Origin of the sequence: Thalassospira lohafexi, assembly GCF_002844275.1 — a bacterium.
GTDB classification, from domain to species: Bacteria; Pseudomonadota; Alphaproteobacteria; order Rhodospirillales; family Thalassospiraceae; genus Thalassospira; species Thalassospira lohafexi.
Genome location: NZ_NXGX01000008.1, coordinates 88,645 through 113,074, shown reverse-complemented (window position 1 = coordinate 113,074; position 24,430 = coordinate 88,645). Strand labels below are relative to the sequence as shown.

General features: G+C 53.5%; 22 protein-coding genes. 11 read left to right on the top strand and 11 right to left on the bottom strand.

Annotated features, from left to right (window positions below):
- Nucleotides 1–23: 23 nt before the first annotated feature.
- From COO92_RS18385 to COO92_RS18375, 3 genes are all read left to right on the top strand, one after another.
- On the top strand, nt 24–710 hold the full coding sequence (locus COO92_RS18385; protein ID WP_022730254.1) for a CvpA family protein: 687 nt from the start codon (nt 24–26) through the stop codon (nt 708–710).
- Nucleotides 711–774: 64 nt separating this feature from the next.
- A complete protein-coding gene (gene purF / locus COO92_RS18380; protein WP_022730253.1) occupies nt 775–2,235 on the top strand; it encodes an amidophosphoribosyltransferase in 1,461 nt (486 codons plus the stop codon).
- The gene (locus COO92_RS18375; RefSeq protein ID WP_101304451.1) at nt 2,232–2,945 is read left to right on the top strand and encodes an SDR family NAD(P)-dependent oxidoreductase; all 714 of its coding nucleotides are present in this window, start codon (nt 2,232–2,234) and stop codon (nt 2,943–2,945) included. Before purF ends, COO92_RS18375 begins: the two co-directional genes overlap by 4 nt.
- 62 nt (nt 2,946–3,007) lie before the next feature.
- Here the strand turns inward: COO92_RS18375 and COO92_RS18370 are convergent, their stop codons facing one another.
- The gene (locus tag COO92_RS18370) at nt 3,008–3,913 is read right to left on the bottom strand and encodes a LysR family transcriptional regulator (protein WP_101304450.1); all 906 of its coding nucleotides are present in this window, start codon (nt 3,911–3,913) and stop codon (nt 3,008–3,010) included.
- A 105-nt stretch (nt 3,914–4,018) separates the two neighbouring features.
- On the opposite strand from COO92_RS18370, the gene COO92_RS18365 reads away from it, so the two are divergent.
- Together COO92_RS18365 and COO92_RS18360 are read left to right on the top strand one after the other, a co-directional pair.
- A complete protein-coding gene (locus COO92_RS18365; protein ID WP_101304449.1) occupies nt 4,019–5,056 on the top strand; it encodes an aldo/keto reductase in 1,038 nt (345 codons plus the stop codon).
- A 101-nt stretch (nt 5,057–5,157) separates the two neighbouring features.
- Nucleotides 5,158–5,673, top strand: coding sequence for a c-type cytochrome (locus tag COO92_RS18360; protein WP_240626510.1), 516 nt, complete (start codon nt 5,158–5,160; stop codon nt 5,671–5,673).
- A gap of 33 nt (nt 5,674–5,706) precedes the next feature.
- Here the strand turns inward: COO92_RS18360 and COO92_RS18355 are convergent, their stop codons facing one another.
- The 4 genes from COO92_RS18355 to COO92_RS18340 form a co-directional block, all read right to left on the bottom strand.
- Nucleotides 5,707–7,389: a sensor domain-containing diguanylate cyclase gene (locus tag COO92_RS18355; protein ID WP_101304448.1), complete on the bottom strand. Its 1,683-nt coding sequence runs from the start codon at nt 7,387–7,389 to the stop codon at nt 5,707–5,709.
- A 226-nt stretch (nt 7,390–7,615) separates the two neighbouring features.
- Entirely contained in the window at nt 7,616–9,157 is a 1,542-nt protein-coding gene (der, locus tag COO92_RS18350; RefSeq protein WP_101304447.1) for a ribosome biogenesis GTPase Der, read from the bottom strand.
- Between the two features lie 107 nt (nt 9,158–9,264).
- The gene (locus tag COO92_RS18345) at nt 9,265–10,599 is read right to left on the bottom strand and encodes an outer membrane protein assembly factor BamB family protein (RefSeq protein ID WP_240626509.1); all 1,335 of its coding nucleotides are present in this window, start codon (nt 10,597–10,599) and stop codon (nt 9,265–9,267) included.
- Nucleotides 10,600–10,673: 74 nt separating this feature from the next.
- Nucleotides 10,674–11,324 (bottom strand): tetratricopeptide repeat protein, encoded by a 651-nt coding sequence (locus COO92_RS18340; protein WP_101304446.1) that lies wholly within the window; start codon nt 11,322–11,324, stop codon nt 10,674–10,676.
- A 493-nt stretch (nt 11,325–11,817) separates the two neighbouring features.
- On the opposite strand from COO92_RS18340, the gene COO92_RS18335 reads away from it, so the two are divergent.
- The 3 genes from COO92_RS18335 (at nt 11,818) to COO92_RS18325 (ending at nt 13,552) form a co-directional block, all read left to right on the top strand.
- Nucleotides 11,818–12,243 (top strand): hypothetical protein, encoded by a 426-nt coding sequence (locus COO92_RS18335; RefSeq protein WP_101304445.1) that lies wholly within the window; start codon nt 11,818–11,820, stop codon nt 12,241–12,243.
- Between the two features lie 170 nt (nt 12,244–12,413).
- The gene (locus COO92_RS18330; RefSeq protein WP_022730243.1) at nt 12,414–12,770 is read left to right on the top strand and encodes a DUF2794 domain-containing protein; all 357 of its coding nucleotides are present in this window, start codon (nt 12,414–12,416) and stop codon (nt 12,768–12,770) included.
- An 11-nt stretch (nt 12,771–12,781) separates the two neighbouring features.
- Complete coding sequence (locus COO92_RS18325; protein ID WP_240626508.1) at nt 12,782–13,552, top strand: tetratricopeptide repeat protein; 771 nt, start codon at nt 12,782–12,784, stop codon at nt 13,550–13,552.
- Between the two features lie 79 nt (nt 13,553–13,631).
- On the opposite strand, the gene COO92_RS18320 is transcribed toward COO92_RS18325, so the two are convergent.
- Together COO92_RS18320 and fliN are read right to left on the bottom strand one after the other, a co-directional pair.
- Nucleotides 13,632–15,968, bottom strand: a complete 2,337-nt coding sequence (locus COO92_RS18320) for a glucose/quinate/shikimate family membrane-bound PQQ-dependent dehydrogenase (RefSeq protein WP_101304444.1) — start codon at nt 15,966–15,968, stop codon at nt 13,632–13,634.
- A gap of 186 nt (nt 15,969–16,154) precedes the next feature.
- Entirely contained in the window at nt 16,155–16,454 is a 300-nt protein-coding gene (fliN, locus tag COO92_RS18315; RefSeq protein WP_022730240.1) for a flagellar motor switch protein FliN, read from the bottom strand.
- Nucleotides 16,455–16,666: 212 nt separating this feature from the next.
- Here fliN and COO92_RS18310 point away from each other — a divergent pair, with 212 nt between their 5' ends.
- Complete coding sequence (locus tag COO92_RS18310; RefSeq protein ID WP_101304443.1) at nt 16,667–17,779, top strand: PLP-dependent cysteine synthase family protein; 1,113 nt, start codon at nt 16,667–16,669, stop codon at nt 17,777–17,779.
- A gap of 88 nt (nt 17,780–17,867) precedes the next feature.
- Here COO92_RS18310 and COO92_RS18305 read toward each other — a convergent pair whose 3' ends face one another.
- On the bottom strand, nt 17,868–18,383 hold the full coding sequence (locus COO92_RS18305; RefSeq protein ID WP_101304442.1) for an Hsp20/alpha crystallin family protein: 516 nt from the start codon (nt 18,381–18,383) through the stop codon (nt 17,868–17,870).
- A 287-nt stretch (nt 18,384–18,670) separates the two neighbouring features.
- On the opposite strand from COO92_RS18305, the gene COO92_RS18300 reads away from it, so the two are divergent.
- Nucleotides 18,671–19,765, top strand: a complete 1,095-nt coding sequence (locus COO92_RS18300) for an NADH:flavin oxidoreductase/NADH oxidase (RefSeq protein ID WP_101304441.1) — start codon at nt 18,671–18,673, stop codon at nt 19,763–19,765.
- Nucleotides 19,766–19,907: 142 nt separating this feature from the next.
- Here the strand turns inward: COO92_RS18300 and groL are convergent, their stop codons facing one another.
- The 3 genes from groL to COO92_RS18285 all read right to left on the bottom strand — a co-directional run bounded on the left by groL (nt 19,908) and on the right by COO92_RS18285 (nt 23,689).
- Nucleotides 19,908–21,566 (bottom strand): chaperonin GroEL, encoded by a 1,659-nt coding sequence (gene groL, locus COO92_RS18295; protein WP_101304440.1) that lies wholly within the window; start codon nt 21,564–21,566, stop codon nt 19,908–19,910.
- A gap of 60 nt (nt 21,567–21,626) precedes the next feature.
- Entirely contained in the window at nt 21,627–21,914 is a 288-nt protein-coding gene (gene groES / locus COO92_RS18290; protein WP_022730235.1) for a co-chaperone GroES, read from the bottom strand.
- A gap of 296 nt (nt 21,915–22,210) precedes the next feature.
- On the bottom strand, nt 22,211–23,689 hold the full coding sequence (locus COO92_RS18285; RefSeq protein WP_101304439.1) for a hypothetical protein: 1,479 nt from the start codon (nt 23,687–23,689) through the stop codon (nt 22,211–22,213).
- A gap of 181 nt (nt 23,690–23,870) precedes the next feature.
- Here COO92_RS18285 and rfbC point away from each other — a divergent pair, with 181 nt between their 5' ends.
- Complete coding sequence (gene rfbC, locus COO92_RS18280; RefSeq protein ID WP_101304438.1) at nt 23,871–24,428, top strand: dTDP-4-dehydrorhamnose 3,5-epimerase; 558 nt, start codon at nt 23,871–23,873, stop codon at nt 24,426–24,428.
- Nucleotides 24,429–24,430 lie beyond the last annotated feature (2 nt).

Below are 24,430 nucleotides of genomic sequence, written 5' to 3'. Positions count from 1 at the left end.
AGACTGACAAGGTTTACCGATACATGGATTTTTCCGCCCTCCCCGATCTTGGTGCACGCGATGTGTTTGACCTTGTCATTGTCGGCATTGTGCTGGTGTCGGGTATCTTTGCCTTTTTCCGCGGATTTATTCACGAAACCCTGTCGATGATGGGCTGGCTGGGGGCTGGGCTTTGCGCGCTGTATGGTTATCCGGTTGCACGGCCCTATGTGCGCGATTTGATCCCGTCTGAACTGATTGCCGACCTTGCGACCGGCATCGGCCTGTTTTTAATCTCGTTCCTGATTTTCTCGTTCATCAGTGGCCGCATCGGACGGGCAGTGCAAAATTCCGGACTGGACAGCCTTGATAGTACGCTTGGCTTTGTTTTTGGTCTGCTGCGCGGCGGATTGATTGTCTGCGTCGCCTTTCTTGCCCTGTCGTGGTTGCTACCTGCCACCTCACAACCAGACTGGGTGCGCGATGCCCGTACCCGCCCGGTTCTTGAGGAAGGTGCCTTCCTCATTATGCGCATGGCTCCTAACGAAATTTTCGATACCACAGCCGAAGAACTGGCGCGCGCCCAGCGTGACGCCGATGCAAACGAGCAAACCTACCGCCAACTTCTGGGTCCGGAACCAAAAGGGACTGGACCAGCGCCCCTAAACGGGTATACAAGGCCCTCGCGCGATGATCTGGATCGCCTGATTGAGGCGACCACTAACGAGTGAGGCGTGTGGGTATCGCAAAAAGTGCGGCATCCCTGCGCCACCGGCGAGAGAGCGGAACCCACTCATGCTGACCACCAATCCATTTGATGACGACAAGCTGCGTGAAGAATGCGGCGTTTTCGGTGTTTTCGGATCCCCAGATGCCACGGCATTGACGGCCCTTGGCCTTCATGCCTTGCAGCATCGCGGACAGGAAGCAGCCGGAATTGTATCCTACGACGGCGAAGATTTCCCCGCACACCGGGCCTCCGGTCAGGTTGGTGATATCTTCGGATCGGAAGACGTAATCAAAAGCTTGCCCGGCCACCGTGCTGTTGGCCACGTGCGGTACTCCACCGCCGGCGGCAAAGGCCTTCGCAATGTTCAGCCGCTGTTTGCGGATTTTGAATTTGGCGGACTTGCCATTGCCCACAACGGCAACCTGACCAACTCGCTTGCCGTACGGGAACGTTTGGTCAAACGCGGCTCCATCTTCCAGTCGACCTCGGACACCGAGACCTTCATTCATCTGATCGCGACCAGCCTGTATGAAAAGATCGTTGACCGTCTGATCGATGCGATCCGTCAGGTCGAAGGCGCTTATAGCCTTGTGGTCATGACCCAGAAAAAACTGATCGGTGTGCGTGACCCGCTGGGCGTGCGTCCGCTGGTTCTGGGTAAATTGAATGACGCCTATATCCTGTCCTCGGAAACGGTTGGGCTTGATATCGTTGGCGCGGAATTCATCCGCGACGTCGAACCGGGCGAAGTTGTCGAGATTACCGACAATGGCGTTCGATCAATCAAACCCTTCAAGCCGGTCAAATCGCGGTTCTGCATTTTCGAACATGTCTATTTCGCCCGTCCCGACAGCATCGTCGAAGGCACCAGCGTTTATGACGTGCGCAAAAACATTGGCCGCGAACTGGCCCGTGAGTCTGCCGTTGACGCCGATGTTGTCGTGCCAATCCCCGATTCCGGTGTGCCGTCCGCCCTTGGATACGCAGAAGAAAGCGGCATTCCCTTTGAGCTTGGCATTATCCGTAACCATTATGTAGGTCGTACCTTTATCGAGCCAACCGATCAGATCCGCCACCTTGGCGTGAAGCTGAAACATAACGCCAACCCCGGCAAGCTGAAGGGCAAGCGCGTTATTCTGGTTGATGACTCGATCGTGCGCGGCACCACCTCGACCAAAATCGTCGATCTGGTGCGCAACGCCGGTGCGGCAGAGGTGCATATGCGCATCACCAGCCCGCCGACTATGAACCCGTGCTTCTATGGTGTTGATACCCCGTCCAAAGACAAACTGATGGCGGCCAATCACGACATTGAAAGCATGGCAAAACTTATTGGCGTCGACAGTTTGGCCTTTGTCACCATTGATGGCCTGTATCGTGCGACCGGTCTTACCGGCCGTGACAATGACAGCCCGGAATTCTGTGATGCCTGCTTCACGGGTGACTACCCGATCAAGCTCACCGACCACACTGCCGAAAACAAGGGCCGTAAACTCAGCCAACTGGTCGAAAGGCAATCTGCATGACGGATGCCAAACGTCTTGAAGGACGCGTTGCACTTGTTACCGGTGCATCGCACGGGATCGGTCGTGAAATTGCCAAGCGGTTCGCCGCCGAGGGTGCACAGGTTGTTGCTGTGGGTCGTAACGTTGGCGCACTTGAAGAACTTGATGACGAAGTCCGCGAAGCCGCTGGCAAATTGACCTTGCTGCCGCTTGATCTGACGATGTTTGAAAAGATCGATATTCTCGGTCCGTCCCTTTATGAAAAGTTTGGCAAGCTCGACATCGTTGTCGGCAATGCTGCCCTTCTGGGGGAACTGGCCCCGGTCGGTCATATCGACAGTCAGATATTCCAGAATACTTTTGCCACCAACGTTACGGCAAACTTCCACCTGATCCGCACAACTGACAAGCTTTTGCAGCTCTCTGACGCGGGGCGGGCAATTTTCGTGACCTCGAACGCCTCGGCAAAGGGACGTGCCTTCTGGGGGCTTTATGCGTCCACCAAGGCGGCATTGGAAAGCCTCGTGCTGTCCTATGCTCAGGAAATGGAAGAAACGTCTGTGCGGGTCAATCTGGTCAATCCGGGGCGTATCCGCACCAAGATGCGCGCGGAAGCCTATCCGGGCGAAGACCCACAGACGTTGCCAAGTGCTGACAGCATCATGGATGTCTTTGTCGATCTGGCCGCATCCGATTGCACCAAACACGGCGAAGTTGTCGACGCGTACTAAAGCATGTTGCTTTAAGCACGGACCACACACCGCATCCAAAGGCCGGGCATTCCCGGCCTTTTTTATGTCAGATCGACGCGCTCAATACAGAAATCAAGAAATGCACGGACACGGGCGGGCATGTTGCCGCCCTGCCCGATATAGACAGCATGGATTTCAACACCGATCCCGGTATTAAACTGATCAACCAGAACCTTTAGCGCGCCCGCATTGACATCCTCACGGACATGAAACGCCGCCAGCCGCACAATCCCACCGCCCGCCAAAGCAACCTTGCGGGCACTTTCGGCATCCCCAACACAAATTTTTCCGCCGGGCATCACGGTCTTGATGGCGCCGTTAACGGTAAATGACCATTCGCTGATCGCACGTGGAAAATTGTAGCCGATCAGCACATGCTCACTCAGGTCTTCAATCGATTGCGGCACTCCGTGGCGTTCCAGATACGCCGGTGCAGCTGCAATCACCATTCTGCAATCGCCGAGCTTGCGTGCAATCAGACTAGATGATTGCAACGGGCCACTGCGAATGGCGATATCGGCCCGTTCCTCATAAAGATCGACGACCTTGTCGCTCACCGTGATGTCCAGATCAACGTCGGGGTAGAGCGTTTGGAATTCAGGAACCAATGGCAATATACGATGCAGCCCCACAGGCATATTGACACTGACACGCAGCTTTCCTTTAGGCTGCACGACACTGGCGGCTTCTTCTTCTGCCTCAGTCATATCGGCGAGAATACGTACCGACCGGTCGTAATAGCGCTGTCCCTCGACCGTTAAACGCAATCTGCGCGTCGAGCGATTAAACAATCTGACCGATAAACGGTCTTCGAGCCGCCCGATAAGCTTACTGACGGCCGACGGTGTCATGTTGAAGTCTTTTGCAGCGGCTGAAAAACCACCCCGTTCGACAACACGAACGAAAACTTCCATCTCTCCCGACCGGTTGCTATCCAGACGCGCCATATTGAATTCAACTCACAAATAATATTCCCAAGATACCTCTAGTTGAAAATAAGTCATCTGTCCATATTCGGCCCCATTGGATATTTCACAAAAATGGAGACCGACATGGAATACAGACAGCTTGGCCGATCAGGTTTGCGCGTGCCGGCATTGTCCCTTGGTGCTGGGACCTTTGGCGGCACTGGGCCACTTTTTTCCAATTGGGGAACGGTTGACTCCAAAGGGGCGACCAGAATGATTGATATCAGTCTGGAACACGGCATGAACTTGTTTGATAGCGCGGACGTCTATTCAGACGGCGCATCGGAAACCGTCCTTGGGGCGGCCATCAAGGGGCGTCGGGACAAAGTTCTGATATCGACCAAACTTGGACTTCCGATGGGGGACGGCCCCAACGACTATGGGACATCACGTGATCGGTTGATCAAAGCAACCGATGCCGCGTTGATGCGTCTTGGCACCGACCATATCGATATCCTGCAACTTCATGCGTTTGATGCCACAACCCCGATTGAGGAAGTTATGGCAACGCTTGATGACCTGATCCGGGTTGGCAAACTGCGTTACGTCGGTGCGTCCAACTTTGCGGGTTGGCAAATCATGAAATCGCTTTCGATTGCCGAGCGCCATGGATATCCGCGCTATGTCGCCCATCAGGTCTACTATTCACTGGTCGGGCGTGATTACGAATGGGACCTGATGCCACTGGCCGAAGATCAGGGACTGGGTGCCTTGGTCTGGAGCCCGCTTGGCTGGGGCCGCCTTACAGGAAAGGTCCGCCGCAACACGCCGCTTCCAAGTGGCAGTAGGTTAAAAGAAACCGCACAGTTTGGCCCACCTGTTGACGATGAAATGCTCTATGACATTGTCGATGTGCTTGACGACATCGCCGGGGAAACCGGTAAAACCGTGCCGCAAGTGGCGATTAACTGGTTGCTGCAACGCCCGACCGTCTCGTCGGTTATTCTGGGTGCGAGAACAGAAGATCAGCTCATCGCCAATCTCGGCGCGGTTGGCTGGTCGCTTAACGATGATCAGACCGCACGCCTTGATAAGGTCAGTAAACGCACCCCGCCCTATCCGCATTACCCCTATTACATTCAGGAAGGCTTTGCACGGCTTAACCCGCCACGCTTTTCGTGACATCCCGCGGCAAGGAACATGCGTTTCTTGCCGCTACCCTTTGAATTTAAATTCTGTTAGCACCATCAATTGATTGCTTTCCCCGCCGTCGGATCGTTAGCATGACCTACCCGCATCAACACTCCGTCAAAGGACGTCATATGAAATCGGCCATCCATCGCAAACAGTTCCTGTCACTTGCAGCCTTTTGCACGATTGGTTTTGCGACCCTGACAGGCAGTGTGACACCATCCCACGCTGCACAGGATGATCCGAAGATGTCATGGCCCCAAATGAGCGCAGAACGCGGTAAGGACCTATTCGCCGAACGCGGCTGCGTTGTATGTCATGCGGTGAATAATGTCGGGGGTGACATTGCGCCCAGTCTTGATGCATCCAACATGGATCAGTCGCGCAATCCGTTTGAATTTTTCGCCCGTATGTGGCGCGGGGCGGATGAAATGCTTCATCTGCAGCAAGCAGACCTAGGATATCAGGTTGATTTTTCCGGGCAGGATCTGGCAGACATCTTTGCCTTTACACAGGATGCCAGCATGCAGGAACGCCTGACGCAAAGTGACCTGCCCAATCACATCCGCGACATCATCGACAATGGCCCATCAATCCCGATGGAATAAGGTAAAGGCCCGATATCCCGGCCTACTCGTGGCTTAACCGGCGTTGTCTTTGCTGGTTTCTGCCAAAAGGTCTTTTGGCATGTCGTTATAAACGACAATCTTGTTTCGTCCGGTTTCCTTGGCATGGTAAAGCGCCTTATCAGCGCACTCCATCAGCAGCATTGTGCTATCAATTTCCTCGGCCAAAAAGACAACCCCGAAACTGCATGTCACTTTGAGCTGCTTGCCGTCAAAATTAAACGGCAAGGCCTCAATCGCAGATCGAATGCGTTCGATCAAAAGCAATGTGCCTTCTTTGTCGGCCTCGGGAATGACAATGCAGAATTCTTCACCACCGATACGGCCAAACAGGTCAGACGTCCGCAGGGTATGTTCCACACAAAACGCAAGACCGATCAAAACCTCGTCCCCGGTGGCGTGCCCAAGAGTATCATTGACCTGCTTAAAGTGATCAATATCGAGAATGGCCACAGCCAACTGACCATTATAGCGCCGCGCTCTCGATGCCTCCTGCTCCAGCCGTTCCATGACATAGCGGCGATTATGGACACCGGTCAATGGATCGCGCACGGAAATCTCCATTAGACGTTGATTGGCCTCATCAAGGTCACGTGTACGTTCTTCGACTTTATGTTGCAGGTTTTCCTGCAAATCGTGAATGGATTCGGCCATATCGGTAAAAGATGCTGCAAGGTCCTTTGCCTCGCGCCAACTGGCCTCAACCGGCTGCACATCAAAATCGCCAGAAGCCAGCTTCTGTGTCGCTTTGCGAAGTTGCTCGACCGGTTTCGCAATCAGGCTGGCGATCAGGACACCAACGACAATGGCAATCAGCACAAGTGCGAAGCCCAGCATGACAAGATATTTATTGGCCTCATCTATGATCGCGGTTACTTCGCTTTCATTGATCTTGGCGACCAAGCCAATGTCCATGCTTTTGATATACCGCGTAGAAGCCATGACAGGCCGTTCCTGATAATCATGCGCATTCGCCATGTTGATTTCTTGGCCAAGGAGTGCCTGCGTAATTGGTACGTCCAGACGATCCTTGGCAACTCGGCGGATAAAAGCGGCTCTTGCATCATATTTCAGTGGCACCGCAAACAACGCATCGCCGTTTTCATCCCGTACAGCAAACAGCCATTCGCCTGTTTCCCCCAAGCCTGTCTGATCATTGACAAGGTCAAGAATGAAATCGCCGGAAAAATCGGCGACCATATAACCCACGATGTTGTCGTCAAACTCAAGCTCCACAATACTGCGGACAATAAGTTCCTGAGAATGGCGCAAGAAGACAATCCGATCGCGCCCCTTGAGCATGGCACGATCAAAGGAGGTCGCCGTCCGATTAATTGAGGCGATAAACTGACCGTTGGGCGCAAACACGCTGATATCGACAATCTGTTCCATACCCTTCTTGGCATCACGCAGGCTGTTTTCAATCGTGTCGTAAAGTGCATATTCGCGCGTTTGCGCATACTCGCCCAATTGTTGGCGAAGCAGGGTGCGGTTCGCAAGCAACGTCGTATTGTCTTCGATGCGTGCAATCGCCGCCGTCAAACGTTGCTTTGCCAACTGCGAAACAGCGTTCAGCTTGTCTTCGATCTGGTTGCGGTATTGCGTGGCAGAATAGGATTGAAGCATCCCGAAACTCACGAACAACGGCAGCACCGAAAGAGCCAGAAAACAAACCACCAGCACATGCTTCAAACGCATTTAGATTATCCCGTCCATTCCCTTATCAATAACGTCGCACATCACAGTCAACTTGTCCGCGCCCAATTAGATATGGGGACTGAATGAGAAATTCGAACAGTTAGTCCGCTTGAGAAACAGAAAAATCGACGTCCCGAACCAAAGTATAAAGTTTTGAGTCCCAAAAAGAAAACCGCCCCCGTTTCCAGGGGCGGTTTTACAATGAGTTGGATCAAGATCAAAACGCTCAGCGCTTCTTTTTCTTTTTCGCAAACGGGTTATCACTGCTGCGCAAATTAACCCGGATCGGAACGCCCGGCATGTCGAAATCTTCGCGCAAACCATTGATCAGGTAACGCGTATAGCTTTCTGGCAGTTCGGCCGCCTTGGAGCAGTTGATAAAGAAGCTTGGCGGACGCGCTTTGGCTTGCGTCATATAGCGCAGACGAATGCGGCGTCCGGAAATAACCGGCGGCAAGTGACGTTCACTCACCACTTCAAGCCAGCGGTTCAGCTTGGACGTCGAAATGCGGCGGCTCCAGATATCGTGGATATCAAGAACGGTCGGCATCAGACGTTCCGTCCCACGCCCGGTCAGGGCCGAGAACGTCAGAACCGGAATGCCCTTGGCCTGTGCAAAGGACGTATCAAGCTTGTCACGCAGCGCCTGCATCACACCGGACTTATCGATGATGGTGTCCCACTTGTTAACCGCAATGATCAACGCGCGGCCTTCTTCAAGCACCATACGCGCAATCGTGAGGTCCTGCTTATCAAGCGTGTTGGTCGCATCAAGCATCAGGACAACGACCTGTGCATAACGGATCACGCGCAGCGTATCTGCGACTGACAACCGTTCGACACGATCATCAATCTTCTTTTTGCGGCGCATGCCTGCCGTATCGACCAAACGAATAGGACGTCCTTCATAGGCCCAATCGACCGCGATCGAATCCCGGGTCAAACCGGCCTGCGGCCCCGTCATCACGCGGTTCTCGCCCAGAAGCTGATTAAGCAGCGTCGATTTACCGGCATTTGGACGACCAACAATCGCCAACTGGATTTTCGAATTGTCACGCGGACCTTCGTCAATCAGCTCGCCATCTTCATCTTCGTCGTCTTCAAAAAGCTCGATCTCAAACGACGGGAATGTTTCACCATCATCATCGGGAAAATCGTCTTCGTTATCGAAATCATCAAAGCCGTCATCACCTGCTTCCGCCGCCGCATCCTTTTGGGCTTCGGCTGCGGCCTGCTGGGCTTTTTTCTTTTCGTCGCGAACGCCGTCTTTCCATTCTTTCCAATGCGGTTCAAGAATGTCATAGAGCAATTCAATGCCAAGGCCATGCTCGGCAGAAATCGGCGCAACATCGCCCAGACCAAGACCATAGGCCTCATACAGCCCCGGGTCCTGATTAATGCCTTCATGCTTGTTGGCAATAACATAGACCGGCTTTTGGCGTTTGCGCAACCAATCGGCAAAATGGTTATCAAGTGGCGTCAAACCCGCACGGGCATCAATCAGGAACAGCGCAACGTCGCATTCCTCAAACGCCATCTCACTTTGCTGGCGCATCATGCCTTCGATGGAGTTATCGAACACTTCTTCAAGACCGGCGGTATCAATGATATCGAACGACATATGGCCCAGACGGCCCTTGCCATAGCGACGATCACGGGTCACGCCAGGTTGGTCGTCAACCAGGGCCAGCTTTTTACCGACCAGACGGTTAAACAGGGTCGACTTCCCGACATTGGGGCGACCGATAATGGCAACTTTTAGCGACATCTGACTTTCAGACTCTCGTTATAAACGGCGATATGCGCCGGAGGCAAAAGCCCACGGCGCACCGCAAATCTTGCAAGGAAACCTTGCGGAAACTTTTTCTTACCTGATCAGCGATATGCGATTAGATCGGCATCCGCAGTCAGGAAGTAAAGGCTGTCACCAGCAACAGATGGCGGCAAGGTAATCGGACCGGACACTTCGTCCTTGCCGATGATTTCACCGCTATAAGGGGAAACAGTCATTACTTCGCCCTGCTCGTTACCAACGATCAACCTGTCACCGACCAGGACCGGACCGGTCCACACAATCGGTTCATCCTGATCTTCGGGATCGACAAAACGTGGCAGAACGGTCACCCATTTAACCTGTCCGGTCTTCCGACGCAAGGCAATCAGATCATTTGTGTTGGTCAGGACGTATATATAATCGCCTGCAACCCATGGCGATTGAATGCCACCGGCCTCAAGTTCCCAGACACGATACCCGGTCCGAAGGTCAATTCCGACCGTCAAACCCGAGTTACTGGTCGCAAACACAAGGTCATTATCAATCACCGGCAAACCGCGAATATCGGCAATGGCTGACACCGCATCGGTCCGCCCGGCAGACGCCAGTGCATCCGACCAGATCACCTGACCATTTTCAACCCGAAGCGCATAAAGCTCACCCGTTGAATAAGCAGAAATCACAACCCCCTGATCCACAGCCGGGCTTGCCCCGCCGATAAAGGAGGCTCCTTCGGATGCACCGCGATGGCTCCAGAGCAACTCACCACTCATCGCATTAAGCGCAATGGTCTGGTTATCAATCGTAATGGCAAACACACGCCCGCCACGTACGGTCGGTGCGGACCGCATCGGCGCACTTACCTGCTGACGCCAAAGGACCGTCGCACTGGGTGCATCAATCGCAATGACTTCGGCAAAGCCAGTGGTTGCGTAAATGATGCCCTTCTCATAGGCAAGACCACCGCCAAGCAGCGTACTGTCTTCTTCATCCTCGGGTGCCAGTTCAATCGACCAGATTTCCTTACCCGATGTGGCGGCAAAGGCGCGAACCTCTGCGCTGGCATCAATGGTAAAGATCACACCACGGGCAACAATCGCCTGATTGAGCAACAGGTTGTCATCCATTGAACCTTCGCCAATGCTGACCGACCAGTCTTGCTCAAGAACATCGTTCTCAAGCCCGACATGATGAAGCGCATGACTTGGAAAACCACCGTTCTGCGGCCAATCGACCATCGGTTCCGGTTCTGGCAGGACAACGCGCTGATCACTAAGATCAATATCAGGCTGCACCGTACTTTGCAGGGCAAGAACCGAGATACGCTCACCGGGCAACGGCGGTGCTTCGTCTTCACCAAGCCAGCTGGAACAGCCAGCGAGAAATCCCGAAAGGCCCATTACACAAATAAGTGACTTAAAAGCGCGTGACGTCAAAACCGTATCCTCTGGTTCAAGCTCGCATCGCATTGGTCTGGACGTTATTCCGACCAAATCTGTTCTAGATGTGGTCAGGCACCAATTGCCTTGAGAATCTCGCTTGCCCGTGACCGCATGCCCGACGGTGCTTCGTTATCGTCGGCAATTTCGGTCAGAAGCGGCTTGGCGGCATCAATTTCGCCCGCCGCAACATGCAGCATCGCAATCATCTCGCGTGCGGAGTAGTACCATGCGTTTTCTGGAACCGCGATTGGCTCAAGACGCGCAATCAAATCATTGGCGTTGCTTTGGGTCGCATTGTTCATGGCGATTTCGACAACCGCAAGATCGCGGTAAACCTGATCAATGTCATCATTGCCGGCAACGGCTTCAAGTTCGGCAACGGCCGACTCTTTTACGCCAGCACGCAGGTAAACTGCTGCTTTTTGGAAATGTCCAAGTGCGACAAAGCCCGCATTGCCATCGGCAATGATGGAATCAAGTGCGGCGAGTGCCGCATCCTGATTGCCTTCGCCCGACTGGGTCAGATCAATTGCGTTGGCAAGACGCGTACCATTTTCAATGCTGGTGCTGTGTTCGTAAGTTTTCCAGCCTTCGCGACCAGCAACACCCAGCACGATGACTCCAGCGACGCCAATCACGTATTTACCGTATTTGCGCCACAGCGCTTCGCTGCGTTCACGCTTCAGGTCTTCTTCGACTTCCTGGAAAATATCAACCACGAAAACGGCTCCAATCCGGTCACAAGAAAGCGGGCAACTTGCCCGCTTATCAGAATTAATTCCGGCAAGGATTTAACGCGCCTGCATACAAGGGGTCAAGTCTACTCAACGTCATTCACACCTTTATGCCGATTATTTTGCCTTCTGCGTGCTCTCAAGCCAGATTAGGCAACCAGACAACGCGTGCGTAGTTGCCGGCACAAAGGGCGGTAAGAATTGCCTCATGCCCCGCAAAAACACATCTTGATTGGCAGTTTTGGTCGCACTGCACGGCCATTTCCGTAAAATTGCGCACAGCGCGCGCTCGCCCCGGCGCCCAATATCAACCCTGAAAACGCCCAAACGGCTAAAAATCCTGTTCACAGAGACCATATGACAGACAGTTGCCCCAACCTGACACATTTCGGCACGCTACTTGCTTTGAAAGGCTTCGAGGGAACAGAGTTTTAAATGTCATCGGTCAAAATTGCCCGGTGTCGGGACGGAGACCACCATGAAACGTCGTCAAATTATCCACAGCCGGGCCGATGCCAAGCGCGTCATTCGTCAACGCATCCTTGCCGGGCTGTTTGCCGCACTGCTGGGTACGGGCGTATCAGGATGCAGCACAACCATGTCTGATATCGCTGGAACCAGCCTGTTTACCGGTGCTGAGTGGTATCTGGCTTTTGATGTCGTCAGCATCATCAACACCGACAAAACCCTGGTCGACCACGTCGTCTCGCTTTCAACCGGGCAGGATTGCTCCACCATTCGTAAAATTGATGGCAAATCCTACTGCAAAAAAGACCCGATCCCCGAACCGCCGCTTTACTGTTACCGGTCGCTTGCCGCTGTGAGCTGCTATCGCACACCTGACCCATACAACACGGGTGCGCAGACCCTTGATTGGCCACCGACCCGCTCGCGCAGCCTGTAACAGCCTGTTCGCGAGCACTTTTCTCCTCATGCTCAACCTTGTCGTTGATTTCAAAACCGCGCCTTATTTGGTCATTGAAACTTGAGGCGGGGATAAATCCACGCTACCGTGTCATATGACAGTCACATCTTGATGCTGTCGGTCTGAATGCAACCTCGCCGGAGCATGACATGGGAACATTGTTCGATTTGGCCAAATACCGCAAAGCCAAAAGCTTTGTCCATTTTGACCGGGCTGAACTTATGAGACTCATGAACACCTATTCACGTCAGGTTGCAGGCGGCGCATGGCGCGATTATGCCATTGACCACCTTGATGGCATGGCGATGTTTTCCATTTTCCGATCAACCCATGAAACGCCACTTTTCCAAGTCATCAAACTTGGGGCCGAGCATAAAAATGCTGGCCAGTATCTGGCCCTTCACAGCGGCGAGCGGATAAAACAAAGCTCGGACATCCTCAAGGTTCTCGACGCCATCGAAGGCCGCGCGCGCAAAGTGGTCCCTCTTTTCAAATCCAATTCCTGATCGGTCATTTTTTGATATCTCTGCGTACTCAACTCCGCCTTGGTTGGGGCATTGCCCTTGTCGCAAGCTTTCTGCTTACCGCACAATTTGTCCCTAACAATGCACACGCCAATACGGCGGGTGGCGATTATCAATCAGGATATCGTGCCTATCAGGCGGGTAATTATGAAATGGCACGCGCGCAATGGCGACTGGCGGCGCAGAATGACGACCCACGTGCGCAATATGCGCTGGGTCTGCTGTATTATCGCGGCAACACTGGCCCCGCCAATTACGAAGAAGCCGCCAAATGGTTCATGTATGCCGCACAGGCCAACCATGCTGGTGCGATTTACTATATCGGGGTGCTTTATTTTAATGGTTGGGGCCTGAACTACGATCAGTTCAGGGCAACGGAATACTTTAAACGCGCCCTGCGTGCCGCACCAACCAATAGCAATGCGGCCTATCTGATCGGGGCGCAATATTATCATGGCCGTGGAGCCCAGCAAAACTACGTCGAAGCCGCCCACTATTTTGAAATTGCTGCCAAGGGTAACATGCACGCGGCCCAGTTCATGTTAGGGGCCATGTACGAACGCGGCTGGGGTATCGCGCAAAACTATGCCGAATCCTATTATTGGCTCACGCGGGCTGCGCGCGGCAACATCACCTTCCCCCCCGGCGCAGAAGAAAAAGAAAAGATGGATGCAAAAGCCGCCGTCACATCCCTTGAGCCACGGCTGCGCCCCGAAGAAATCAAACGCGTCCATGACCGCCTGAACAACGAAGCCGCGCAATAGATATACAGCTATAGCCAAAACACAACAAAGGCACCTGCGATAACAGGTGCCTTTGTTGTTTTAAGTCTGGCGTACAGGTTTATTCCGCCAATTTGTAAGCGATCACGTAATCGCCCGGCGTCGTCCCGATGGACCCATGCCCCCCGGCAACGATCAGCACATATTGCGTCCCGTCATCGGTTTCATAGGTCATTGGGGTGGACTGCCCACCAGCCGGAAGCCGCGTTTCCCAAAGCTGATCCCCTGTCGAGACATCATAAGCACGGAAATAGTTATCCACCGCGGCACCAAGGAACGCGACGCCCCCCTTGGTCATGATTGGACCACCAATTCCGGGCACACCGAGTTTAAACGGCAAGGGCAAAGGCGTCATGTCTTCGACCGTACCGTTTTTGTGCATGTAGGCAATCTCGCCCGTGCGCAAATCAGCCCCGGCAACATAGCCCCAAGGCGGGGCCTGACACGGAACGCCAAGCGGGGACAGGAATGGCCCCATACTCACTGCGTAGTCAGCACCTTCGTTCCGGTTGATGCCCATTTCGCTGGCTTTTTCCGTACCGCGCGGCGGCACTTCGGCACGCGGGATCAATTTTGAGGTAAAGGCAAGATAGGTCGGCATGCCAAACATCACCTGACGTTCCGGATCAACCGCAACACTGCCCCAGTTAAAGGTCCCGAAATTCCCCGGATAAACCAGTGTGCCCTGCAAGGATGGCGGGGTATAGCGTCCTTCATATTTCAACTGATGGAACGCGATACGACATGCCATCTGATCAAACAGGGTCATGCCCCACATATCCTTTTCGGTCAGTGGATCAGGCATAAAGGTCAAATCAGAAACCGGCTGTGTTGGTGCAGTAAAATCTTCGGGGATCGCACCACCCGGTGCGGGAACTTCATTAACCGGAATAATCGGCTCCCCGGTCCGGCGATCAAGGACATAGATATCGCCCTGCTTGGTCGGACCGACAAGGGCCGGAACTGTTTGACCATCCTGTGTGATATCAATTAACGCCGGTTGGGCCGGAACGTCCATATCCCAAAGGTCATGGTGGACGGTCTGACGCACCCACTGAACCTGCCCTGTTTCAAGGCTAAGTGCGACGATGGAGGATGAATAGGTTTCCACATTCTCGTCGCGGTTCATGCCAAGCTGATCGGGCACCTTGTTGCCCAGTGGCACATAGATCATACCAAGCGCTTCATCGGCACTCGACACCGACCAGCTGTTGGGTGAATTGGCGGTATAGGTCTGATCATCTGGGATCGGTTCAGTCTGTTCGGGATTACCCGAGTCCCAATTCCAGATCAGCTCACCAGTGTTAATGTCATAGGCGCGAATGACACCAGACTGCGACTTGGTCGAATAATTGTCATTCACAGCCCCGCCAATGATGATTTTGCCTGCCGCCGCGACGGGCGGTGACGTCGAATAGTAATACCCCTCGGGGTTATAGGGCATGTTTTCTTCAAGGTGCACCGTGCCCTCATCGCCAAACGACGGGCAAACCTCGCCCGTGTCCGCATCAAGCGCAATCAGGCGCGCATCCGATGTCGGCAGGAAAACACGTGCCGTACATGGCCCGTTTTCCGTTACCGCCGGGTCTTTGTAATAGGTCACACCGCGACATGTCTGGTGCTGACGATCCGGGTTTTGCGGAATGCCGGGATCATATTTCCATTTTTCCTGGCCGGTCTTTGCGTCAATGGCAATTGCCCAGCTATGTGGCGTACACAGATAAAGCGTTTCACCGACCTTAAGCGGGGTCACCTGATAGGTGGTTTCAGGCACATCATCAACGCGCTTCATGTCGCCTGTCTGATAGACCCACGCCTGCTCCAGCGATGCGACATTATCCACATTGACCTGATCAAGTGGTGAGTACCGCTGTCCAAATGGCGTGCGGCCATACTGATGCCAATCGCCATCGGGAACCGTGCCACCATATGCCGGACTGCTTGCGACCGGCTCACTTGGCAAACGTCCGGCGATTTCATGGGGGTTATTCAACATGGAATAAACCGCAACAACAACCGCCAGCACCACACTTCCTTCAAGCAAGAAGGACCGTGCCGGTTTGACATCAGGCACGGGTTTCCCCGACGTCAGCGTTTTGCGAAACATCGGTGTAATCAGCCACAAGCCAATCAGGACCGTAATCCCGCCGCGCGGCCCAAGCTGCCACCAATCAAAGCCGGTTTCCCAGACGGCCCAGATCAGACTGGCAATCAGAAACAGGCCATAGAACGGCAACAGTGCAGGTTTGCGTTTAAACGACAAGAAGGCAGCAACCAGAAAAGCCAGCCCTGCCAATGCGTAGTACCAACTGCCACCAACAGCAATCAGCCAGACACCGCCACCGGCAAGTGCAAGACCAATCAGGGCCAGCAGCCCGGACGTCAGGAAATTAAGCATGGAGTTCGCCCTCGTTTTAATTGAGGTCAAGAAAGACCAATACAGCCTTTGGCTGTAATATGGCATTTTAAAGGAGCTTTGCAATCAAACGCCTAGCAACTGCCGAGGTTCCATGCTGCGTGAAACAAAAAAACCACCGACCAGTTTGGCGCGGTGGTTTGACTTTTTGTATCGCGTAAAAACAGATCAGTGATGGGTTTCGATAATCGTCCCGGTTTTGACCACTTCTGTGATGGTGACACCCAAATTATCATCGACCACAACCAGCTCACCGCGCGCGACCAGACGGTTGTTGACGTAAATATCAACGGGCTCGCCCACACGACGATCAAGCTCCAATACCGCCCCGCGCGTTAAGCGCATCAGCTGTGCTACCTGAATCTGGCTTTTGCCAATCACGGTCGAAACACGCACAGGCACATCATAGGCCGCACCTATCTCAGACCCGTGACGGGCCGCAAATGGATCTTTTTCTTTGTCAGCCATGATTTCCAAGTCACCTAATCAGATCGATAGAATCGCGACACTCACTATAGAGTGTTAGCTTTGAAAAAAGTGTTAGCAAGTCCAATCTGTTTTAATTCGTACGTTTCGTCAAAATGTATCGAGACAATTTCACGCTCGTTTTTTGTATTATAATCCCTTATCTCTGGCCCCATATCGAAAATAACGTCTAAAAAACAGTATCAGGATGCGACATGCCATATGACTGCCAATGGGTTGCCGAAGCCATCAGCACCATCGAAGCCGATTTTAACCGGTCCGCCGATACGCATCTGATCCGGTTGGATTTGCCCCCGCTTGACGGGATTGGCTTGTATCTCAAAGATGAATCGACCCATCCGTCCGGCAGTCTAAAACATCGTCTGGCCCGCTCGTTGTTCCTATATGGGCTGTGTAATGGCTGGATCACCAAAGACACCCCGGTGATTGAAGCGTCCAGCGGCTCCACGGCGGTCTCAGAAGCCTATTTCGCACGTCTTCTGGGCCTGCGCTTTATCGCCGTGATGCCCAAATCCACATCGCAGCAAAAGATTGATCAGATTGCGTTTTATGGTGGCGAAAGCCATCTGGTCGACCAAAGCGGTCAGATTTACGAAGAATCACAACGTCTGGCCCGTGAACTCGGCGGCCATTACATGGACCAGTTCACCTATGCCGAACGGGCAACCGACTGGCGTGGTAACAACAACATCGCCGAAAGCATCTTTGAACAGCTTAAACACGAACCGCATCCTGTTCCACGCTGGGTCATTGTCGGGGCTGGCACCGGCGGCACGTCATCAACCATTGGCCGCTACATCCGATATGGCCGTATCCTTGGGCAAGGCTGCGAACTGTGCGTGGCCGACCCGGAAAATTCGGTTTTCTATAATGGCTATGAAACAGGTGATTGCAGTATCACCGGGGATAAGGGATCACGCGTCGAGGGCATTGGACGCCCCCGCGTTGAACCCAGTTTCAATCCAAATGTCGTTGACCGGATGTATCGCATTCCCGATGCCGCAAGCTTTGCCGCCTTGCAATACCTTGAAAAGCATCTTGGCCGTCGCTGCGGCGGCTCAACCGGCACCAACCTGATCGCCACCTTGTCGTTGATCAGCGACATGAACAAGGCTGGTGAAAAGGGCTCTGTTGTGACGCTCCTGTGTGATGGCGGGGACCGGTATCGCGACACCTACTATAATCCGGACTGGATCAAGGCTCAGGGCATTGATCTTAAACCTTGGCATGACGCACTCGACCGGTTTGATGAAACCGGGGTTTTTGATATGCCGCTTGAAAACTGCGCCCGCCATCCATCACTTTAAATCCCTGACGGCCACAAAAAAGACGGGCGGTAAAAACCGCCCGTCAGGCAACACAGAGAAGACAAGTTCAGGGAGGATGAGGTAAGGCCTAGCCGCTGACGGTAATTTTGCGCGGCTCAGGTTTTTCTTCCACAACTTTTGGAAGAGTAAGTGTCAGAACACCATTTTTAAACGATGCGGCAATATTGTCGGCATCGATGGTGTCGGGAAGACGGAACGACCGCTTGAAACTACCATATCTGCGTTCAACAACGCGGGCACCTTCATTGCTTTCACGGGTGGTTTTCTTTTCCCCCGTGACGGTCAAAACACCTTCGAGAACCGAAACATCGACATCACTTTGTTCGACACCGGGAAGTTCGGCCGACAGTTCAATATGATCGTCGGTTTCATGGACGTCGATCCGCGGGCTTAAAACCGATTGCGCATCACCATTCGCGCCAGAGGCGGCTTTGGACGGCACGGCACGATCACCAAAGATCGAACCGATCATTTGGTCGAAATCACGCCCGAAACCACGGGAAATAAGGGTGAAAGGATCGGCAGCAATCGGCGAAGAAGAAAGACGACGTGCGGATCCATTAAGGTTCTGAAGTCCAGTCATAATAACCCTCCATTACAGACGAGTATCCTTGCGTCGGTGGTCCAGACCAGGCTGCAACCGTGACGCGTATCAGGGCACCATGCCCCTTTGCCTCCTTGAGATAGATCGGGTGAAAATTTCCGCAAGTCGCCAGATGCATTTTTTTGATCTTTTTTTGATTTTTCTCCGCTGACATTCCATTCCTTGGAAAAACTGACTTTGGGACTGGCGGAGTCTGCGGCCAAGGACTAGCTTCAGCCCATTGCATGGCGGGTTCCCCGCCGCCTCCCCTATATCAAGGATATTCCATGAGCACTTTATTCTCGCCCCTGTCTTTGGGGAAACTGGCCCTCGATAATCGCATTATCATTGCGCCGATGTGTCAGTATTCCGCCAACAACGGAAGCTCCACCGCATGGCATGACATGCATCTGGGCAACCTTGCCCAATCTGGCGCAGGACTTCTGATCATAGAAGCAAGTGCGGTCGAGCCCGAAGGACGCATCACCTACGGCGATCTTGGCCTGTGGGATGACACAACCGAGGCCAGCCTTGATAAAACCATCAAGGCCGTGCGCAGCCATTCCGACATGCCAATCGCCATCCAACTGGCCCATGCCGGGCGCAAGGCATCCTGTGAAAAACCATGGGACGGTGGCGCTGCCATTGATCCTGACCACAAGAACGGCTGGCAGGTCGTTGCACCGTCTGCAGTCCCCTTTAAACAGGGTGACCCAACCCCCGAAGCCCTTTCCAAGTCACGCATGGCCGAAATTGTGCAAGCCTTTGCCGACAGTGCAAAGCGCGCCCTTCGCATCGGGTTTGAGGCCATCGAACTCCATGGTGCGCATGGCTATCTGCTCCATCAGTTTTTGTCCCCGCATTCTAACAAGCGCGATGACGAATATGGTGGATCGCTTGAAAACCGTATGCGCTTTGCCCTCGAAGTCTATGACGCAGTCCGCCGCGAAGTCGGCACGGACTTCCCCGTCGGCATGCGCATATCGGCCAGTGACTGGGTTGAGGGCGGCTGGGACATTGATCAAAGCGTTGAGTTGGCAAAGGCCCTCAAAGCACGTGGATGCGACTTTATCCACGTCTCATCAGGCGGCCTGCATATTGATCAGAAAATCCCGCTTGGCCCAAACTATCAAGTCCCCTTTGCCGATCGCATCAAATCGGAAACCGGCATCACGACAATTGCGGTTGGCCTGATTACCGAGGCCGAACAGGCAGAAGCCATCACCTTTACCGGTCAGGCAGATGCCATCGCCCTTGCACGCGGCATTCTCTATGATCCGCGCTGGCCATGGCATGCGGCCGCAACACTGGGGGCCGAAGTCAAAGCCGCCAACCAGTATTTGCGGTGTCAGCCACGCGCATTGAAAAAGCTGTTTGGCTAGCCTTTTAGGCGCGCTCAAGACAAAGCCCTGCCACAGATTGTGGCGGGGCTTTTCTTTGTTTTAGAGAAAAGCACAAAAGAAAAGAGGCCCCGCAAATGCGAGGCCCCTTTCCGTAGCAAATAGGTCGGTTGGTTGGTAAGGCTTAGAAGCCCATACCGCCCATGCCGCCCATACCACCCATGCCACCCATGTCAGGTGCGCCGCCACCAGAAGATTTATCTTCCGGTTTATCAGCGATCATGCATTCGGTGGTGATCAGCAGACCAGCGACCGATGCTGCGTCCTGCAGGGCAGTACGAACAACTTTGGCCGGATCGATGATGCCAGCTTTAACGAGGTTGGTGTATTCGCCTTTCTGGGCGTCATAACCAAACTCAACGTCATCCTGCTCAAGCAGTTTGCCGGCAACAACCGCACCGTCAACACCTGCGTTCTGAGCAATCTGGCGAACCGGCGCCTGAAGCGCACGGCGAACGATGTCCACACCGATGGTCTGGTCGTGGTTCTCGCCTTCAAGACCTTCAAGCGCACGGACAGAGTACAGCAGAGCCGTACCGCCACCAGCAACAATGCCTTCTTCGACAGCAGCGCGGGTTGCGTGCAGGGCATCGTCAACGCGGTCTTTACGTTCTTTAACTTCGACTTCCGAAGCGCCACCGATTTTGATCACGGCAACACCGCCTGCGAGTTTCGCAAGACGTTCCTGCAGTTTTTCGCGATCGTAGTCAGAAGTGGTTTCTTCGATCTGAGCGCGGATCTGGGCAACACGTGCTTCGATCTGTGCTTTCTCACCAGCACCATCAACGATGGTGGTTTCTTCTTTGGTGATGGTGATCGATTTCGCGGTGCCGAGCATGTCGAGCGTAACGGTTTCAAGTTTGATGCCGAGATCTTCGGAAACAACCTGACCACCGGTAAGAACGGCGATGTCTTCAAGCATTGCTTTACGACGGTCACCAAAGCCCGGTGCTTTAACAGCAGCGATTTTCAGACCACCGCGCAGCTTGTTGACAACCAGGGTTGCCAATGCTTCGCCTTCGACGTCTTCCGCAATGATAAGAAGCGGCTTGCCCGACTGAACAATAGCTTCAAGAAGCGGCAGCATCGGCTGCAGCGAAGAAACTTTTTTGTCGAACAGAAGAACGTAAGGATTGTCGAGATCTGCAACCATCTTTTCAGGGTTGGTTACGAAATACGGCGACAGGTAACCACGGTCAAACTGCATGCCTTCGACAACGTCGAGTTCAGTGTGCAGACCTTTGGCTTCCTCGACGGTGATAACACCTTCGTTGCCAACTTTTTCCATGGCTTCAGCGATCATGTCGCCGACTTCACGGTCACCGTTTGCCGAAATGTTACCAACCTGTGCGATTTCATCGCGGCCGGTTACTTTACGTGCACGGCTCTGGATCGATTCGATGACTTTGGTCGTCGCAAGATCGATACCGCGTTTCAGGTCCATCGGGTTCATGCCCGCAGCAACAGATTTGTTGCCTTCACGCACAATCGCCTGCGCCAGAACGGTTGCAGTGGTGGTGCCGTCACCCGCCATATCGGCGGTACGTGAGGCAACTTCACGCAACATCTGTGCGCCCATGTTTTCGAACTTGTCAGAAAGTTCGATTTCTTTGGCAACGGTAACACCGTCTTTGGTCACGCGCGGTGCGCCAAAGGATTTTTCGATAACAACGTTACGACCTTTCGGGCCGAGCGTCACCTTGACAGCATCTGCTAGGATGTCGACACCACGCAGCATTTTAGCGCGTGCATCGGTAGAAAACTTTACGTCTTTAGCAGCCATAATATTCTTTCCTCTCTATGAGACGGATGAACGTGGACATAAATCACCCAAAGGGCTGACTTATTCCATGATGCCCATAATGTCGGACTCTTTCATGATCAACAGCTCTTCGCCGTCAACCTTGACTTCGGTACCTGACCATTTGCCAAACAGGACTTTGTCACCTGATTTGACGTCAAGCGCGACGACAGAGCCGTCATCTTTACGCACGCCAGAACCCACAGCGACGACTTCGCCTTCCTGCGGTTTTTCTTTCGCGGTATCCGGAATAATGATGCCACCGGCAGTCTTGGTGTCGGACTCGACACGACGGACCAGGACGCGATCATGCAGCGGACGGAACTTCATTTTAGACAACTCCGTGTTAAAGCTAAAGGCTCGTTTAAAACTACGACTAACCGGGATGAGCCCGTATTAGCACTCACCCCCGGCGAGTGCTAACAGGATGTATTGGAGTGGGTGATTTTTGTCAATAGGATTGGCATGTTCGTCGCAAAAATATCATGAATTCCGCGACATTGGCCCAAATCGGGCCTTGGCGGCCATGGTGCCGCCATAAACAGAATGGGCCAGCCCGATAGAGGTATCATGCGCCACCGCAATGCGCAAAAGGCAATAATGTGGCACACAATCACGGGTTCCGATCAGCGCGGCGTGAAATACCGATCCATCAAGCCAGGCTCATCAAAATGCCGCCGCCCGACAAACGCCGTTGCATGATGCCCCCATTGGCGCATTGCACCGGGTTTCTCAACCCCCATCGGCCAGAGTAAAATCCATTCCAGCCGTTCCGTGCCGGGCACAAATCCGTCCTCATCAAAAAGGCTGGCCGTGCCCTGCCCGTTTTGTAGCTGCAACTGGCTCAAGTCCTGTGCCGGACGAAGGGATGCGTTTTGCCTGATCATATTACCAGCCATTGTGTCAGCCCGGGCATCGGTCAGTTTCAGAAGATAATGGCTGGTTTCATCTATCCACAGAACTGGACGCCTCAAGATCGATTGATCAACATATCCCGCGGGCATTTCCGCCGTTTCGCGAATGTCGTTGTCTTCTGGCGCGGTGATTCGCTGCAAAGTTTGGCTCGGAAAGAACATGTGATAACAGCCACAGCCATGGATCGTATCGCCGATCAACGGCGTGCCATCATCATCAAGGGTAACCCGCCAAACCAACGCATCAAAATGCCCAGCCAGAATATCAAACCGGCTGGTGGCCGGGCGCTCCGGGAACCAGATCTCATAAACGATTTGCGGCCGCCATTTTCCGGCAAAATATGTATGGCTCAGGCGATAATAGATATTTGGATGATCTGTATCGACGACGGCCAAAGCATCACGCGTGGGCAAGCTCGGCTGTCCAACCTTGTCACTCTCACTTCCCGTTCTCACCCGAAAAACCGGCGCATAGGCCCGCGCCAGTTTTTCAAGCTCGGCACCCGTTGGCTGCAGCAGGCCAAAGGCATCCCGTGCAATGTCGCTAAAACCGTCATCAGCAGGGTTAGGCACAGAGCCGGGCACAGCATAGTCATACCACGTTCCCGACGCCGCAATATCCGCGCTCCTTCGCGCAAAACTTGCAAAGTTCTCCTGCTTCCATCCTTCATATCCGAAATAGGCCGCGAAGGCTGTTATCGGATACAGACCCGCGATGCGCTGAAAATCAAGATAGTCATCAGGCACAAATACCGCTGCAGACAGCACCGGATACTGATCGGGCATCAGGGACGCGGCCATCGTGTTGGCACACGCCTCAATCTGATCAAATGAGATACCTGATGCAACTGGAAGGTTGGCCATTTCACTTTGCCGTGCGTCGCGATCAAGGCCACGCATCTGTGCGATAAAGTCCCGCCAGCGATCTGGTTGATCAACCTGCCCGTCGCCGTCATCATCAAGCTGGCGCGCCAATAAAACAGAGTTCCGGTTGGCCCGAAGATATGCGAACCCGGCAACCGGTGAAGCCGACGCGTTCCGCACACCGTTTTGGGCGACCAACGCATCAATATAGGCAAGTTGCGCATCACACGATAACGTCGCCAAATCGCCCACTGGGCGCGTGTCTTGTGCGCATGCCGCAAGAAGGGCTGGCAAAAAGACCACAAAAACAGCAAGCCCACGCCGCATCACACGTCTCCATTCGGTTACCAACGTACCGTACGACCATCACGCTCTGACAACAATGATTAGGAGCAGGACCTATTAATTTCGTTCCAACTTTATTCTTACGCTTAAATACGATAGGTCGTTTTGTCTGGTTTTCGTGTTACTTTAAAATGGTTCGACCGCAGCATCTCAGGCCGTAATAATGAAGTTTGAAGCCCTCGCCATCCCGGACGTAAAACTGCTTTTTCCTAAAAAGTTTAGCGACGAACGCGGGTTCTTTTCGGAAACCTATAATCAAACGACCTATGCCGATGCCGGCATTTTCCAGTCTTTCGTTCAAGACAATCAGTCGGTGTCATGCAATGCCGGTGTTTTGCGGGGCCTGCATTATCAATGCACACCCTATGCGCAGGACAAGCTTGTGCGCGTTGCTCATGGACGCATCCTCGACGTTGCCGTGGACATTCGCGCAGGGTCCAAGACTTTCGGGAAATGGGTAAGTGCTGAAATCAGTGCGACAGAATGGAACCAGATTTTGATCCCATGTGGGTTTGCCCACGGCTTCGTAACGCTCGAACCCGACACTGAGGTTCACTATAAGGTTTCCGCCCCCTACACCCCCGAGGCCGAACGATCCATCATGTGGAACGACCCAGACCTTGGCATCCCGTGGCCACACGAGGAAAGCGACGTAACCCTGTCGCAAAAAGATATGCAAGCCATGAGCTTTGCCGATTATTGCCGCAACCCGGACTTTTGATC